The organism is Pseudomonas sp. B21_DOA, assembly GCA_030544685.1.
GTDB classification, from domain to species: domain Bacteria; phylum Pseudomonadota; class Gammaproteobacteria; order Pseudomonadales; family Pseudomonadaceae; genus Aquipseudomonas; species Aquipseudomonas fluorescens_AO.
On the sequence record CP086683.1, the window covers coordinates 2,426,529 to 2,441,055 of the forward strand.

Here is a 14,527-nt window from a genome sequence, read left to right on the forward strand (position 1 = left end):
TTCGAGGTCGTCCATGCGTGTGTTGAAACTAAGCCTGGTGCTGATGCTGTGGCTGTTCGCCGTCAGCGCCCGGGCCGAATTGACGTTTCCGCCGCTGAGCGGGCGCGTGGTCGATCAGGCGCAAATGCTCGAGCCATCGATTCGCGCGCAACTGAGCCAGCAATTGCAGGCGCACGAGCAGGCCACTGGTGAGCAGTTGGTGGTGGTCACGCTGCCGGATCTGCAGGGCACCACCATTGAGGATTTCGGCGTTCAGCTCGGTCGGCACTGGGGCATCGGCCAGAAGGACAAGAACAACGGCGCCTTGCTGATCGTCGCCCGTGACGAGCGCAAACTGCGCATCGAAGTCGGCTATGGCCTGGAAGATCGCCTGACCGATGCGCAGTCGTCGGTGATCATTCATCAGGTCATCACCCCGGCGTTCAAGGCCGGCAACTTCAGCAAAGGCATCAGCGATGGCGTTGCGGCGATGCTGGTGGTGCTTGGTGGCAATCCGCTCGATGAGCCGTCGACCGTGTACGAATCCAGCGGCGACCCGGCGGATGATTTCATCTCGCGGCATCCGGCGCTGTTCATGTTTCTGGTGATGTTGTTCATCCTGACGGTGTTTGTCTGCCAGATGCTCGGTATCCCGCCTGCCGGCCGGGGCGGCTCCGGAGGAGGGGGCGGTTTCGGCGGTGGCGGCGGATTCGGCGGCGGTGGCGGTGGCGGCTTCAGCGGTGGCGGGGGCAGTTTCGGCGGCGGCGGTTCGTCCGGCGGCTGGTGAGATCAAAAGAATAATGAGCAGGCACTTTTCGACATGGCATTACTGACTGAACACGAACAACGCAAAGTCGCCGAGGCCATCGCCCGGGTCGAACGCGACACCGACGCCGAACTGGTCACGGTGCTCGCTGCCCGCGCCGACGATTACGCGTACATCCCGCTGCTCTGGGCCAGCCTGCTGGCGCTGGTGTTGCCGGGCATCGTCCACTACCTCACGGGCTGGCTGACCCTGCGCAGCCTGCTGCTGGTGCAATGGGGCATGTTCATCGTCCTGTGCCTGTTGTTCCGCCTGCCGAAGATCACCACCCATCTGGTCCCGCGCCGCGTACGCCACTGGCGCGCCTCCAACCTGGCGCGGCGGCAATTTCTCGAACAGAACCTGCACCACACCGTGGGCAGCACCGGCGTGCTGATTTTTGTCTGCGAGGCTGAGCGCTATGTGGAGATTCTGGTGGACGAGGGAATTTCCAAACGGCTGGACAACAGCAATTGGGACGCGATTGTCGCGGCGTTTACCGAACAGGTCAGGCAGGGGCGCACGCTTGAAGGGTTTGTCACGTGTGTGGAGGCGTGTGGCGAGTTGTTGAAGGTGCACGTGCCGGTGACGCAGGTGAGGAACGAGTTGCCGAATCGGTTGGTGGTGTTGGGCTGAAGCAGTCGCGCATATTTGGCCTGTGTGGCGAGGGGATTTATCCCCGATCGGCTGCGTAGCAGTCGCAACACCTGCGCGCGTGGTTTGACGGGCCGAACACAGAGGGCCGCTTCGCGCCCCATCGGGGATAAATCCCCTCGCCACAAAGGTCGGTGTCATGGATTTTGCCGTTGGGTAAATAAGAGGATGTCCCCAACCCCCATCCCCCTAAAATACCCGCCATTCCCGATTCCGCCCGTCCGAGGCCGCTTGTCCATGTCCGTTTCCGCTTCTTCCGCGCCGTCCGCCAAACCGGCCGCCGATCACCACGCCCAGTTCATCGAGCTGCTGCAAACCAGCCTCGGCGACAACGGTTTCATTAAACTGGTGCTGGCCAAGTACGTCGGTGAAGAGGCAGATCTGCAGCGGGTCATCATCAAACCGGTAACGGTCAAGGCGCAGCCGTGTCTGTCCTTCGTTTATCGCTCCAAGACCCGCGACATCACCAAGAACCTGCCGCTTGACGAGGGCGTGGCGCTGATTGCCGCTCTGCTACCGACCTCGTTCAAAAATGCGCATTTACTGGCGCTGACCGACGAAGCACAGCTGGAATACAGCAAAAAGGGCAAGAGTTCGCTGTTCAAGAGCAAACCTCAGCAATTGCGCGAAGCGCCGTCCGCCGAGCACAACCGCGAGAAAAACCGCTTTCTCGAACTGAGCCGCCCGTTCCTCAAGGACTTGGGCGTGACCAATGCGCAACACGAGCTGATCCCGGCGATGTCGCGCAAGTGGAAGCAGATCAACAAGTTCATCGAAGTGTTCAGCCATGCCCTGACCTCGTCGCCGCTGGCGCTGGACAAACCGGTGCGGGTCGCCGATTTCGGTTCGGGCAAGGGCTACCTGACGTTCGCCATTCACGACTACCTGCGCAACACGCTGAAGGCCGAGGGCGAAGTCACTGGCGTCGAGTTGCGCGAAGAAATGGTCAACCTGTGCAACGCCGCTGCGGCGAAGCTTGAACATCCGGGGCTGGTGTTCAAGTGCGGTGACGTGCGCACGGTGGCGCCGAGTGAGCTGGACGTGATGATCGCGCTGCATGCCTGCGACATCGCCACCGATTACGCGATCCACACCGGCATCCGCTCGGGGGCGTCGATCATCATGTGCTCGCCGTGCTGCCACAAACAGATCCGCCTGCAGATCCAGAGCCCGGCGCTGCTCAAGCCGATGCTGCAATACGGCTTGCACCTTGGCCAACAGGCGGAAATGGTCACCGATAGCTTGCGCGCGTTGTTCCTCGAAGCCTGTGGTTACGAGACCAAGGTGTTTGAATTCATCTCGCTGGAACACACCAACAAGAACAAGATGATTCTGGCGGTGAAACGCGCCGAGCCCGTTAATCCAGCGCAGTTGTTGGCGAAGATCGCAGAGCTCAAGGCCTTCTACCACATCAGCGAACACTGCCTGGAAAGCCTGCTGCGCGCTGACGGCTATATGCCTTGAGAGGCAGCTGCAAGCTTCAAGCGGCAAGCTGCAAGCTGCAAGCTGCAAGTTGAAGCATGACGCTGGTGTGCCTGATTTGGGTGATCTTGTTTTTTCTTGAGCTTGAAGCTTGCAGCTTGCAGCTCAATTTGGGTCTACCTTGAATACTCCCAGACCTTTCCCCAAGGAGTTTCCCCATGGCCGCGAAAAAGATCCTGATGCTGGTCGGCGATTACGTCGAAGACTACGAAGTGATGGTGCCGTTCCAGGCCATGCAGATGGTCGGCCACACGGTCCACGCCGTGTGTCCGGACAAGTCTGCCGGCAGCACTGTACGCACTGCGATTCATGATTTCGAAGGCGATCAGACTTACAGCGAAAAACCCGGTCACCTGTTCGCGCTCAATTTCGATTTCGCCAAGGCCAGCGAAGCCGATTACGACGCGCTGCTGATTCCCGGCGGTCGTGCGCCGGAATATCTGCGGCTGAATGACAAAGTCCTCGAACTGGTGCGCGCCTTCGACAACGCCGGCAAGCCCATCGCAGCGGTCTGCCATGGCGCGCAACTGCTCGCGGCGGCGGGTGTGCTCGAGGGGCGTGAGTGCAGCGCGTATCCGGCCTGCGCCCCGGAAGTGCGCTTGGCCGGCGGCACGTTCATCGACATTCCGGTGACCGAGGGTCACGTTCAGGAAATTTCGCCACTGCTCCGGCATGGCCCGCGCATCCAAACTGGTTGGCCGGCTTCCTCGGCCTGCTCGGCACCAAAATCACCCTGTAGTCGCATGCGACAGACCGCGGGGCTGGTCTTTACTCTGAAGCGCGAGATCTCTCAATCGCCCAGGAGAAACAGGCATGTCCGGATGGTACGAAGTGAGCAAAAGCAGCAACGGCCAGTTCAGGTTCGTGTTGAAAGCGGCGAACGCCGAAACGATTCTGACCAGTGAGCTGTATAGCACCCGCGCCGGTGCCGACGGTGGTATCGCATCGGTTCAGACCAACAGCCCGCTGGCTGAGCGTTACGAAAAAAGCGACGAAGGATGGTCACCCGTATTTCAACCTGAAGGCAGCCAATCACCAGATCATCGGCAGCAGCGAGTCGTATTCATCGGATGGCGCGTGTGACAAGGGCATCGCCAGCGTGAAGGCCAACGGCCCGACGAAAACCATCAAGGACAAGACCCTGCCTGTCCTCTGAAATCCGACATCAACCTGTGGGAGCGAGCCTGCTCGCGAAAGCGGTGTTCCAGTCACCTTTTGTATTGGCTGACAGGCCGTCTTCGCGAGCAGGCTCGCTCCCACAGGTGACCGCATTCCAATGAGGGAGCGAGCCTGCTCGCGAAGGCGTCAGCCCGGCCAATATCAAACCTCAACCGGTACCGACAATTTCGGATCACCCAGCGCATGACTCTTGGCATCAAAGAACCGCAACTTAACCCCGGTGCCTTCAAACACCTTGGCGTAGTGACGTTTCTGATGCTGGATGAACGCGGCACTGCGCGGGTAGATCGAGATCGCCACGCACTTCGGTCTGGCGAGGCGCAACGCCCGCACCAGGTGCGCATCCTGCTCGCCCAGCGCGTGGCCGAAGATGCACAGGCTGTCATCGTGGGCCAGTAACTGCTCGTAGCAGAACGACAGATAATCCGAGCTGCGGATGGTCTTCAGCTTGTCCGCACTTGGCCCTTCGGTGACGAACAGCGGCACGTCGTCCAGCGTCTTGATCGTGTTGTTGATCGCGAAGCTGCCGAGCAGGGTGCCCTCGGTCGAGGTCAGTTTGCGTGCGGTGCCGTCCTGATTGCGCACCAGATGCAGCCCGCCGTGCAGGTACAGCAGACGCGGTTTTTCCGTGGCGCTCTGGCTCAGATCGAAACTCGCGTCCGCGCCATTGAACAGGTCGTCGATGGCTTCGCCCGGGTGTTGCAGCGCCCAATAGTTGAGCAAGTCGTAGTTGGTGGTGAACACCGTGCGGTAGCTTGCCAGTTCAGCATTGAGCACCGCCAGAGTCGAAGGCTGCACCAGCCGCCACGGGATGTGCACAGCGTGCACGGTGTTGATCAGCGCTTCCTTGATCGCGTAATAGCGATTGCGCGGCGCCGCCGAGCTCACCGCCAGCGCCTTGTTGACCCGGCTGGTGGTTTTCAGGGCGCCCAGCACTTGCTCGAAGCTGCGGGTTTGCAGCGCATCGAACACCGCAAGTTCCGATGGGCTCAACGGTTTCTCTTCGACCGTACGGGCGTTTTCGAACAGCGAGTCGTAGCCGAAGTCATCCCATACCGCGCGACTGGCGCCATTGCCCACCAGCAAACCGCTGAAAGCGGTCGTGGCGCGCAGGGCACTCCAGTCTTCGAGGGTGGCATCGACATTGAGAAAATCGGTCATTGCTTGGGCGATCTCAAAACAAAGGGCAGATGGACGGCGACTTTATCACGAGCGGACATTGAGCCAGATCAACATTGCTTGTGACCGATCGGTCGATCCTGTGTGAATCCGCCGAATCGAGGCAGTCGATCCGGCTCCAGTCAGGAGACATACGATGAGCAGCACCTTCTTCATTCCGGCGGTCAACATCATGGGCAGCGGCTGCCTCGACGAAGCCATGCTTGCCATCCGCAATTACGGTTTTCACAAGGCATTGATCGTCACCGACGCCGGGCTGGCCAAGGCCGGCGTCGCCGCGATGATCGCCGAGAAACTGGCGATGCAGGACATCGATTCGGTGATCTTCGACGGTGCCAAACCCAACCCGAGCACAGCCAATGTCGAATCAGGTCTGGGGCTGTTGAAGGAAAGCCGTTGCGATTTCATTGTGTCGCTGGGCGGCGGCTCGCCGCACGATTGCGCCAAGGGCATTGCCCTGTGCGCGACCAATGGCGGGCGGATCGGCGATTACGAAGGTGTCGACCGTTCGAGCAAGCCGCAACTGCCGCTGGTTGCGATCAATACCACCGCCGGTACTGCCAGCGAGATGACGCGCTTCTGCATCATCACCGACGAATCGCGCCACGTGAAAATGGCCATCGTCGACCGCAACGTCACGCCGCTGCTGTCGGTCAACGACCCTGAATTGATGGTCGCGATGCCCAAAGGCCTGACCGCCGCCACCGGCATGGACGCGCTGACCCACGCCATCGAAGCCTACGTATCGACCGCTGCCAACCCGATCACCGACGCCTGCGCTTTGAAGGCCATGAGCCTGATCAGCAGCAACCTGCGCCTGGCCGTGCGCGACGGCAGCGACCTGGCGGCGCGGGAGAACATGGCTTACGCGCAGTTCCTCGCCGGCATGGCGTTCAACAACGCCTCGCTTGGATTTGTCCACGCCATGGCGCATCAACTCGGCGGTTACTACGACTTGCCTCACGGCGTCTGTAACGCCGTGCTGTTGCCGCATGTGCAGAGTTTCAATGCGCAGGTCTGTGCTGATCGCCTGCGGGACGTCGCCCACGCCATGGGCGCGGACATTCGCGGTTTCAGCGCGGAAGAGGGCGCCCAAGCGGCGATCAATGCCATTCGCAGTCTGGCCAAAGATGTCGAGATTCCCGGTGGACTGCGCGAGTTGGGCGCCAAGCTCAGCGACATCCCGGTGCTCGCCGCCAACGCCTTGAAGGACGCCTGCGGACTGACCAATCCGCGGGCGGCGGATCAGCGCCAGATCGAAGAGATTTTTCGCAATGCGTTTTGAATGAAAGCGCGCAGGCGAGCGAAGTCGAACAGTCCCTCGCTTGCTTCTGCGACCACGGCAAATGTCCGCACACGGCCCCAATCTGAAACCTGGCCGGTGATGTTGTGGACAGCGGATATCCGGTACTGCCCGACCGCCAGGAGGGTGCAGCCGGGGTTTGCCATTTCCGGTCGCTTTCGACCGCTGCTCTGGCAATCTCCAGGCCAGTGTCCAGATCGAAAATACTGACGAAACCCTCGGCTCGCGTGACATCTCCTGAAAACATCAGCGGCGTATCGACCTGCGCGCCCTCAATCGGTTCGACAACGCCCGGGACGTCGATCTCGGGCCGCAGTCGCACCTCGTATTCGCGCACGTCACTCCATGCAGACGTGATGCCTCCATAGGTCTGGTGTGCGCGAATCTTCTGCTGGCCCTGGGCCTGGACGCCGTTGATGCTGAACGCCCATCGTCCGTTTTCGCTGACCAGCCCCTCGCCGAGTGAATGAGTGTTTTCAAGGTTCCAGACCTGCACAAGAGCGTGGGGTATGCCGCTACCGAGCAACAAAGTCGCAGGTCCCGTCGTGCTGGCGTCCTCGGGACAGGTGATGGTCGGGGCCGGGGCAGGTTGTGGCATTTGCTCGTCGCGAGTGCTCATCATGCTTCTCGTCCATGGCTGATTTGAATGCTGAGACTGGCATGACGTGCCTGAATTCGAACCTGTAAGAACTACCAGTCATTCAGTCTCTTTTGCACATAGCGTAATTTCGTTTTCTTCTAAAAAACTGTCATTTATGTCAGTTGTCCGGCGTGGCGGCTTCGGGTCGAATGCTCGCAACGAGGGGATCGACGTCGATCTCTTGAGGAGAATGCGAACATGTTGGAATCCGCCGTGCCATTGCCCCCAAACGCGCAGTCAGCCGGGGAGCTGGATGCGCTCTTTGGTCTGCGAGCGCTGAAGTTTCCCGGAGCGAGCGAGACCATTGCCAAAGGCGTGGCGATCACTCCGTCGGGGCAGATCATGGTCAGCGCTACCGTCGAGCAATCGGGCCATTCGTACTACGGCCTTGCGCGGCTGGATGCCGATGGAAATCCGGATCCGGCTTTCGGCGAAGGCGGATATCTCAGCGGCCAGTTCGGCACAGGCTCGCTCACGCAAGGCGGGCCGTTGATCGTTGATGCGCTCGGACGGTTCTGGATGTGCGGTGTGATTGGCATGGTCAAAGACAAGACGCTTGAATACCAGCAAGTCATCGCCCGGTTTCTGTCCGATGGCTCGCCGGACATCGAGTTCGGCGGCGACAAGAATGGCTACCGGATTGTGCCCATGCGTATTCCTTCCCTGTTCGGTGCCACGCATGGGCGACTGCTGCTGGCGAAATCCGATCCGCAGCTTGCGCAGCCGGACAGGCTGCTGTTCGTGACCGCGCAAAAGGGCAGTGGCCTGTTGACGCGATTCCATCTCGATGGCTCGGACGATTTATCGTTCGCCAGCAACGGTTGGCTGCCCCTGTCGCTGCCAGGCGTGGCCATTTCGCTGTCCGGGATCATCCAGCTCGACGATGGGCTGATTCTGCTGCACGGCAAAACAGAAATAACCAATCAGGGGTTGGTCATGGCATTCGACCGCAACGGGAAAGTTGCAGAAGCGTTCGGCGACAAGGGCGTATTGCTATTGAACCTTCAGCGCGATGGCCACCCGCTCGAAAGCCGCGTGGAGCAGATCATTGAGCAAACGGCAGAGCGCTTGCTTCTGTTCGGTTCGGCGGTCGAGTCAACGGAAGGCACGAAACTGCAACATGCGTTCATCAGTGGTATCAACCATACCGGTGAGCTGGACGAAACGTTCAATAGCAAAAATCCTGTGATCACCCCAGCGACACAGCTACTGGATCTCAGGCAATGGACGGCAGGGTTTGCGCTGGACGACATCGCCGGCAAACGGATCGTTGCAGTCGGCCAGACCTCGGGCAGCGCACGGGGCTTGTTGACGGGAGGCTTTCTGGTCGATGGTGCAGTGGATGATTCGTTTGATGTCGAGGGCTCGAGAGACGTTTCATGGTCAGCCATCGACGCTTGCCTGCAAGGCTCTTCAGTCCTGGTATTGGGGCGCAGGGACGACAGCGCACAATTGGTCCGCTTGTTGACCGCGGCTGTCGCATAACGGCGCAAGACCATCGGACATCGAGCAGGCAGAGGTAAAACCGGGCTATCCTGCCGGCTCGGATGAACCTCTGCCTTCGAGCCCAGCATGCTGCAAAAAGCCTGATCCGCCGTCTCGACCTGATCACTCTGCAACTGTTCGTCGCCGTCCACGAAGAGGGCACCCTGACCCGTGCGGCTGCGCGCGAAGCCATTGCGGTTTCGGCGGCGAGCAAGCGGCTGATGGAGTTAGAGGAGGCGTTGGGCATCGCTTTGTTCGTGCGCCAGGCCAAAGGCATGGTCCTCACCCCGGCCGGTGAAACCCTGCTGCACCATGCGCGGCAGATGCTCTTCAATGTCGAGAAGATGGGCCTGGAGCTAGGCGAGCACAGCCACGGTGTGCGTGGTTACGTGCGCATGCTGGCCAATCTTTCGGCGATCATTCAATTCCTGCCCGAAGACTTGCGCGACTTCTCCGCGCAGCATCCGCAGGTCAAGACCGACCTTGAAGAACGGCCCAGCGCCGGGGTGATTCAGGGCGTGCTCGACGGCGTTGCGGACCTCGGCATCTGCTCCGACGACAGCGACATCAAAGGTCTGCACAGCGCGCTGTATCGCCAGGACAAACTGGTGGTGGTGATGCTGCCGGAGCATCCGTTGGCTGCGCGGGAATCGGTGGCCTTCGATGAAACCCTCGACAGCGACTACGTTGGTTTGCACGCGGCCAGTTCGATCAACATGCGTACCCATGCAGCGGCGCGGCAGGCCGGTAAAGTCCTGCGCATCCGCATTCATGTGCCGGGATTCGATGCGGTCTGCCGGATGGTCCAGGCGAACATGGGCATCGGCATTCTGCCGCAACGAGCCTATGAGTTGTTTGGTCAGGCATTGGGCTTGCGCGCGGTGCCGCTGACCGATGCGTGGGCGGATCGCGCGCTGATTGTGGTGGTGCGCGATGAGGCGGGGTTGTCGCCGGTGAGCCGGATGTTGTTTGAGCATTTGCGTGAGCAGGGCGCCTGAATCTCTATTGAATGGGCCGGCCTCTTCGCGGGCAAGCCCGCTCCCACAGTTTCCAGCGTGTATGCAAATTGTGCGGCTGACTTTGAACCCTGTGGGAGCGGGCTTGCCCGCGAAGGCGGCTTCGAATTCACCACATCGCTCAAGCATTCGCATTTCGCGAACGCCCATTGCCGAGTGACGGCTGGATTCGCTGACGATCGTTCCTCTAGCCTTGGCGACATATTCCAAGAACAAGAGGTACCCCGCGATGACTGCCCCTTTGAGTGCGATCAAAGTGATCGAGATCGGCACCCTGATCGCCGCGCCGTTTGCCGCGCGCATGCTTGCCGAGTTCGGCGCCGAGGTGATCAAGATCGAAGCCATGGGCCAAGGCGACCCGCTGCGCAAATGGCGCAAGCTGCACGAGGGCACGTCGCTGTGGTGGTACCTGCAATCGCGCAACAAGAAATCCCTGGCACTCAATCTCAAATCCGCTGAAGGCATCGAACTGGTCAAGCAACTGGCCGGTGACGCCGACGTGATCATCGAAAACCTGCGCCCCGGTGCGCTGGAAAAACTCGGTCTGGGCTGGGACGTGCTGCATGCGCTGAATCCGAACCTGACCCTGGTGCGTATCTCCGGCTACGGCCAGACCGGCCCGTACCGCGACCGTCCCGGTTTCGGTGCGATTGGCGAGGCCATGGGCGGCATTCGCTACACCACCGGCAATCCCGATTCGCCACCAGCTCGGGTCGGCGTCAGCCTCGGCGATTCGCTGGCCTCGCTGCACGCGGTGATCGGCGCATTGATGTCGCTGCTGCGGGTCAAGACCGGGCAGGGCGGTGGACAGATCGTCGATGTTTCGCTGGCCGAGAGCGTGTTCAACGTCATGGAAAGCCTGGTGCCGGAATACGACATGCTTGGCCATGTGCGTGAACGCAGCGGCGGTGCGCTGCCGGGCATCGCGCCTTCCAACACGTATCTCACGGCGGACGGCGCCTACGTGGTGATTGCCGGCAACAGCGACCCGATCTACAAGCGCCTGATGCACACCATTGGCCGCGCTGATTTGGCCGACGCAGAAGAATTCGCCCACAACGACGGCCGCGCGGCCAAGAGCGGCTTGCTCGATGCAGCCATTACGCACTGGACCAGCAGCCTGCCGATCGATGAGGTACTGGCTGCTCTCGAAGCTGCCGAAGTGCCGGCCGGGCGCATCTACTCGGTGGCTGACATCGTCGCCGATCCGCACTATCAGGCGCGGGACATGCTGCTCAATGCCGACTTGCCCGGCGGCGCAACGGTGAAGATGCCCGGCATCGTCCCCAAACTTTCGGAGACCCCGGGCGGGGTGAACTGGTCGGGGCCGAAACTGGGCCAGCACACCGACGATATTCTCGCCAATCTTGGCCTGACTGAACTCGACATTGAACGTCTGAAAGGCCAGGGGTGGTGCAATGATCACTGACTATTCGCAAACCCTGATCGTCCAGGAAGTCTCGCCCCGCGACGGTTTGCAGATCGAGCCGACGTGGGTGGAAACCGCTGACAAGATCGCCCTGATCAATCAATTGTCACAGGCCGGATTCAGCCGCATCGAGGCCGGCTCGTTCGTCTCGCCCAAAGCCATTCCGGCCCTGCGTGACGGCGAGCAAGTGTTCAACGGCATTCAGCGTCAGCCAGGGGTGATTTACGTGGCGTTGATCCCCAACCTCAAAGGCGCGCAACGGGCACTGGCGGCGAATGCCGATGAGTTGAATCTCGTGATGTCCGCCAGCCAGACCCACAACCTGGCCAATATGCGCATGCGTTGCGAGGAGTCGCTGGCCGCGTTCGCTGACATCGTTGCGTTTGTCAGCGGCTCGGGTGTGCGCCTCAACGGCAGCATCGCCACCACGTTCGGTTGCCCGTTCGAAGGCAAGATTGACGAGGACCGCGTGCTGCACATCGTCGACGCCTATCAGGAACTCGGCATTCAGGGCATCAGCCTCGCCGACACTACCGGCATGGCCAATCCGCGTCAGGTCGATCGTCTGGTGCGGCGCGTTTTGCAGCGGGTTTCGCCGGCCGATCTGACCCTGCATTTCCACAACACTCGCGGCCTTGGACTGTGCAATGTGCTGGCCGCTTACGAGGCCGGTGCACGGCGCTTCGATGCGGCGTTGGGTGGCCTCGGTGGCTGTCCGTTTGCGCCGGGTGCGTCGGGCAACATCTGCACTGAAGATCTGGTGAATCTGTGCGAAGAAGTCGGCATTCCCACCGGGATCGATTTGCCGCTGCTGCTGGAACTCTCGCGCGGCTTGCCGGCGCTGTTAGGCCACGACGTCCCCGGTCAGTTGGCCAAGGCCGGGCGCAATTGCGATCTGCATCCGATGCCCACCTGAGACACACCAGTACCCCTGTGGGAGCGGGCTTGCCCGCGATGACGGCAGCAAATTCAACGAAAGCGTTAGCTGAACTGACGCCATCGCTGGCAAGCCAGCTCCCACACAAAAGCGCTCCACAGTGAGCGTCATCACCAGACAACAAAAACAATCGGACGCCCATCGATAGTCCGCCTGGAGAAAAACCTATGAGCCTCAATGTAATGGAGGCGGGCGTGAATCCGTCCGTCGATCACGACGCCGAAAAAGCCCTGATCAGCAAAGTCGCCTGGCGCCTGATGCCGCTGATCATGGTCTGCTACCTCTTTGCCTTTTTCGATCGCATCAACATCAGCTTCGCCAAATTCCAGCTGCAGACCGACCTGAGCCTGAGCGATACCGCGTATGGCTTGGGCGCCGGGCTGTTCGTGGTCGGTTACGTGCTGTTCGAAGTGCCGAGCAACATGATGCTGTACAAGGTCGGCGCGCGGCGCTGGATCGCGCGGATCATGATGTCGTGGGGCGTGGCGACGGCGGCGATGGTCTTCGTCAACAGTGAGTGGCAATTCTATGCGCTGCGCTTCGTGATCGGCGCGATGGAAGCCGGGTTTGCCCCGGGCGTGCTGTATTACCTGACCCTGTGGTTTCCGCAGCACTTCCGTGGCCGCATTACCTCGATGCTGTTTCTCGCCTCGGCGTTCGCCGGACTGGTCGGTGCGCCGTTCTCGGGGCTGGTGCTGCAACACCTCGACGGCGTGTTGCAGATGCGCGGCTGGCACTGGTTGTTCCTGCTCGGTGGTGTGCCGTGTATCGCCCTCGGTTTTCTCGTGCTGACCCAACTCAAGGACCGCATCGAGGATGCGCACTGGCTGACGGCTGACGAGAAGAAATTGCTCTCCAGCCGCATCGCCCATCACGAGCCACACAAGAGCGGCGGCTCATTGCTCGCGGCGCTGAAAATTCCCGGTTTCCTGACGTTGGGTTTGATCTACTTCCTGATTCAGGTCGCGTCCTACGGCCTGAATTTCTGGGCACCGCAATTGATCCGCAGCGCCGGCACCGAAAGCCCGGTGATGATCGGCCTGCTGACCGCCATTCCGTACATCTGCGGGGCGATCAGCATGGTGGTGATCGGGCGCTTGTCAGACGCCACCGGTGAACGGCGCAAGTTCGTCGCCGGGCTGGTGATCGTCGGTGCGATCGGCTTTTTCAGCGCAGGGATCTTCGCCAGCCACACGACCTTCCTGATCGTCGCGCTCGGCCTGCTCGGTGCGGGCATCATCGCTTCGATTCCGAGCTTCTGGACCCTGCCACCGAAGCTGCTGGCGGGCGCCGGTGCCGGCGCGGCAGGCGGGATCGCGGTGATCAATACCTTGGGGCAGTTCGGCGGGATCGTCAGCCCGGTCATGGTCGGGCGCATCAAGGACCTCACCGGCAGCACCACCCCGGCGCTGTACGTCATCGGCGTCGCCGCGCTGATCGCGGCAGCGTTGCTGCTGTGGGGCCTGCCGCAAAAGTTGCGTACGCTGGACAAGTATTGAGATTGGCGGCGTCTGTGATGACGCCTTCGCGAGCAGGCTCGCTCCCACATTTGGAATGCTCTTTCCTGTGGGAGCGAGCCTGCTCGCGAATTCCCACTTCAGACACATGAGAAGATTCGCTGGCCTGATCTGTTGAATCCTCCGATGCAGAAGGGGATAGTGCGCGGCTGCAAATGTCATCAAGGAGCGGGAAGTGACAATGAAGTCCATATGGATCAGCGCTGCAGCGCTCTGTGGATGGTTGATGGCTGGGCAGGCGTGGGCCGACTGCACGCCGCCTGGGGTCAGCGGGGAAGCGGATTTCTCGCTGTGCAAGGACTGGCCGGCTTATCCATCGCTGACGATCACCGCGCTATCGACGTTTGTGTCCGATCCGGTCTATGGCCAGGACGGCAGGGTGGGTTCGTACGATCTGGCTCTGGCCGTCACTACCGCTGGCAGCCCCAAGCCGCTGGCGACCTATCATCAGCCGTCGGCATTTCTCTCCGATGCCATCGCGCTCGACAATCTGGAACTGGATACCGCGCGCTATAAACTCACGCCCGACCTCCGTGCTTTCGGCGTACGCGCCCATTTCAAAGGCTCGTCACGCGTTAATCCGCTGGATGAAATCTTGCTTTCACTTTATGTGAAAGAGGGCGACAAACTGCGCCCGGTGCTGGATCGCTTGCTCGTCTACAGCTTCAGTGGCGAATGGGATGGCAATTGCGCCGGAGAGCGCTCGGAGACGGTGCGTACGCTTGAGATGGGCAAGACCAGTTCCCATGGTTACGCCGATATCATTGTCCGCTCAGTCACTACGGGCCTGGTCGGTGAGGGGGCACCCGACACCTGCGAATCGAAAACTACCCACGAAAAGCCGGTGCTGACCACGTTGCGCTATGGCGGCAAAACCTACGTTTTGCCGCAAGGTTTCAAGGGCATGTGACTGGTGTTACTGATA

Annotated in this window: 11 protein-coding genes and 2 pseudogenes; 12 read left to right on the forward strand and 1 reads right to left on the reverse strand. The window is 60.8% G+C overall.

Annotated elements, in window-relative coordinates:
• Positions 1-13: 13 nt before the first annotated feature.
• From LJU32_11060 to LJU32_11080, 5 genes and pseudogenes are all read left to right on the forward strand, one after another.
• A complete protein-coding gene (locus tag LJU32_11060) occupies positions 14-766 on the forward strand; it encodes a TPM domain-containing protein (GenBank protein WKV90615.1) in 753 nt (250 codons plus the stop codon).
• A 33-nt stretch (positions 767-799) separates the two neighbouring features.
• A complete protein-coding gene (locus LJU32_11065; GenBank protein ID WKV90616.1) occupies positions 800-1,417 on the forward strand; it encodes a TPM domain-containing protein in 618 nt (205 codons plus the stop codon).
• Between the two features lie 255 nt (positions 1,418-1,672).
• Positions 1,673-2,899: an SAM-dependent methyltransferase gene (locus LJU32_11070; protein ID WKV90617.1), complete on the forward strand. Its 1,227-nt coding sequence runs from the start codon at positions 1,673-1,675 to the stop codon at positions 2,897-2,899.
• A gap of 176 nt (positions 2,900-3,075) precedes the next feature.
• A pseudogene (locus tag LJU32_11075) lies at positions 3,076-3,656 on the forward strand (DJ-1/PfpI family protein).
• Between the two features lie 74 nt (positions 3,657-3,730).
• Positions 3,731-4,073, forward strand: a pseudogene (locus tag LJU32_11080) (YegP family protein).
• Positions 4,074-4,237: 164 nt separating this feature from the next.
• On the opposite strand, the gene LJU32_11085 reads toward LJU32_11080, so the two are convergent.
• Positions 4,238-5,257 carry a DUF4917 family protein gene (locus tag LJU32_11085; GenBank protein ID WKV90618.1) on the reverse strand — a complete coding sequence of 340 codons (1,020 nt, stop codon included), beginning with the start codon at positions 5,255-5,257 and terminating at the stop codon, positions 4,238-4,240.
• Positions 5,258-5,411: 154 nt separating this feature from the next.
• On the opposite strand from LJU32_11085, the gene yiaY reads away from it, so the two are divergent.
• From yiaY to LJU32_11120, 7 genes are all read left to right on the forward strand, one after another.
• Positions 5,412-6,560 (forward strand): L-threonine dehydrogenase, encoded by a 1,149-nt coding sequence (gene yiaY, locus LJU32_11090; GenBank protein ID WKV90619.1) that lies wholly within the window; start codon positions 5,412-5,414, stop codon positions 6,558-6,560.
• Positions 6,561-7,416: 856 nt separating this feature from the next.
• Complete coding sequence (locus LJU32_11095; GenBank protein WKV90620.1) at positions 7,417-8,703, forward strand: hypothetical protein; 1,287 nt, start codon at positions 7,417-7,419, stop codon at positions 8,701-8,703.
• 62 nt (positions 8,704-8,765) lie between these two features.
• Positions 8,766-9,701, forward strand: coding sequence for a LysR family transcriptional regulator (locus LJU32_11100; GenBank protein ID WKV90621.1), 936 nt, complete (start codon positions 8,766-8,768; stop codon positions 9,699-9,701).
• A 247-nt stretch (positions 9,702-9,948) separates the two neighbouring features.
• On the forward strand, positions 9,949-11,148 hold the full coding sequence (locus tag LJU32_11105) for a CoA transferase (GenBank protein WKV90622.1): 1,200 nt from the start codon (positions 9,949-9,951) through the stop codon (positions 11,146-11,148).
• Positions 11,138-12,064 carry a hydroxymethylglutaryl-CoA lyase gene (locus LJU32_11110; GenBank protein WKV90623.1) on the forward strand — a complete coding sequence of 309 codons (927 nt, stop codon included), beginning with the start codon at positions 11,138-11,140 and terminating at the stop codon, positions 12,062-12,064. Before LJU32_11105 ends, LJU32_11110 begins: the two co-directional genes overlap by 11 nt.
• Before the next feature lie 188 nt (positions 12,065-12,252).
• Positions 12,253-13,584: an MFS transporter gene (locus tag LJU32_11115; GenBank protein WKV90624.1), complete on the forward strand. Its 1,332-nt coding sequence runs from the start codon at positions 12,253-12,255 to the stop codon at positions 13,582-13,584.
• Positions 13,585-13,777: 193 nt separating this feature from the next.
• Positions 13,778-14,512, forward strand: coding sequence for a hypothetical protein (locus tag LJU32_11120; protein WKV90625.1), 735 nt, complete (start codon positions 13,778-13,780; stop codon positions 14,510-14,512).
• Positions 14,513-14,527 lie beyond the last annotated feature (15 nt).

Excerpts from the sequence above, each read along its gene's own strand:
- LJU32_11060 (WKV90615.1), top strand. The coding sequence starts at position 14 with ATGCGTGTGTTGAAACTAAGCCTGGTGCTGATGCTGTGGCTGTTCGCC.
- LJU32_11105 (WKV90622.1), top strand. The coding sequence starts at position 9,949 with ATGACTGCCCCTTTGAGTGCGATCAAAGTGATCGAGATCGGCACCCTG.
- LJU32_11110 (WKV90623.1), top strand. The coding sequence starts at position 11,138 with ATGATCACTGACTATTCGCAAACCCTGATCGTCCAGGAAGTCTCGCCC.
- LJU32_11100 (WKV90621.1), top strand. The coding sequence starts at position 8,766 with ATGAACCTCTGCCTTCGAGCCCAGCATGCTGCAAAAAGCCTGATCCGC.
- LJU32_11065 (WKV90616.1), top strand. The coding sequence starts at position 800 with ATGGCATTACTGACTGAACACGAACAACGCAAAGTCGCCGAGGCCATC.
- LJU32_11070 (WKV90617.1), top strand. The coding sequence starts at position 1,673 with ATGTCCGTTTCCGCTTCTTCCGCGCCGTCCGCCAAACCGGCCGCCGAT.
- LJU32_11115 (WKV90624.1), top strand. The coding sequence starts at position 12,253 with ATGAGCCTCAATGTAATGGAGGCGGGCGTGAATCCGTCCGTCGATCAC.
- LJU32_11095 (WKV90620.1), top strand. The coding sequence starts at position 7,417 with ATGTTGGAATCCGCCGTGCCATTGCCCCCAAACGCGCAGTCAGCCGGG.
- yiaY (WKV90619.1), top strand. The coding sequence starts at position 5,412 with ATGAGCAGCACCTTCTTCATTCCGGCGGTCAACATCATGGGCAGCGGC.
- LJU32_11085 (WKV90618.1), bottom strand. The coding sequence starts at position 5,257 with ATGACCGATTTTCTCAATGTCGATGCCACCCTCGAAGACTGGAGTGCC.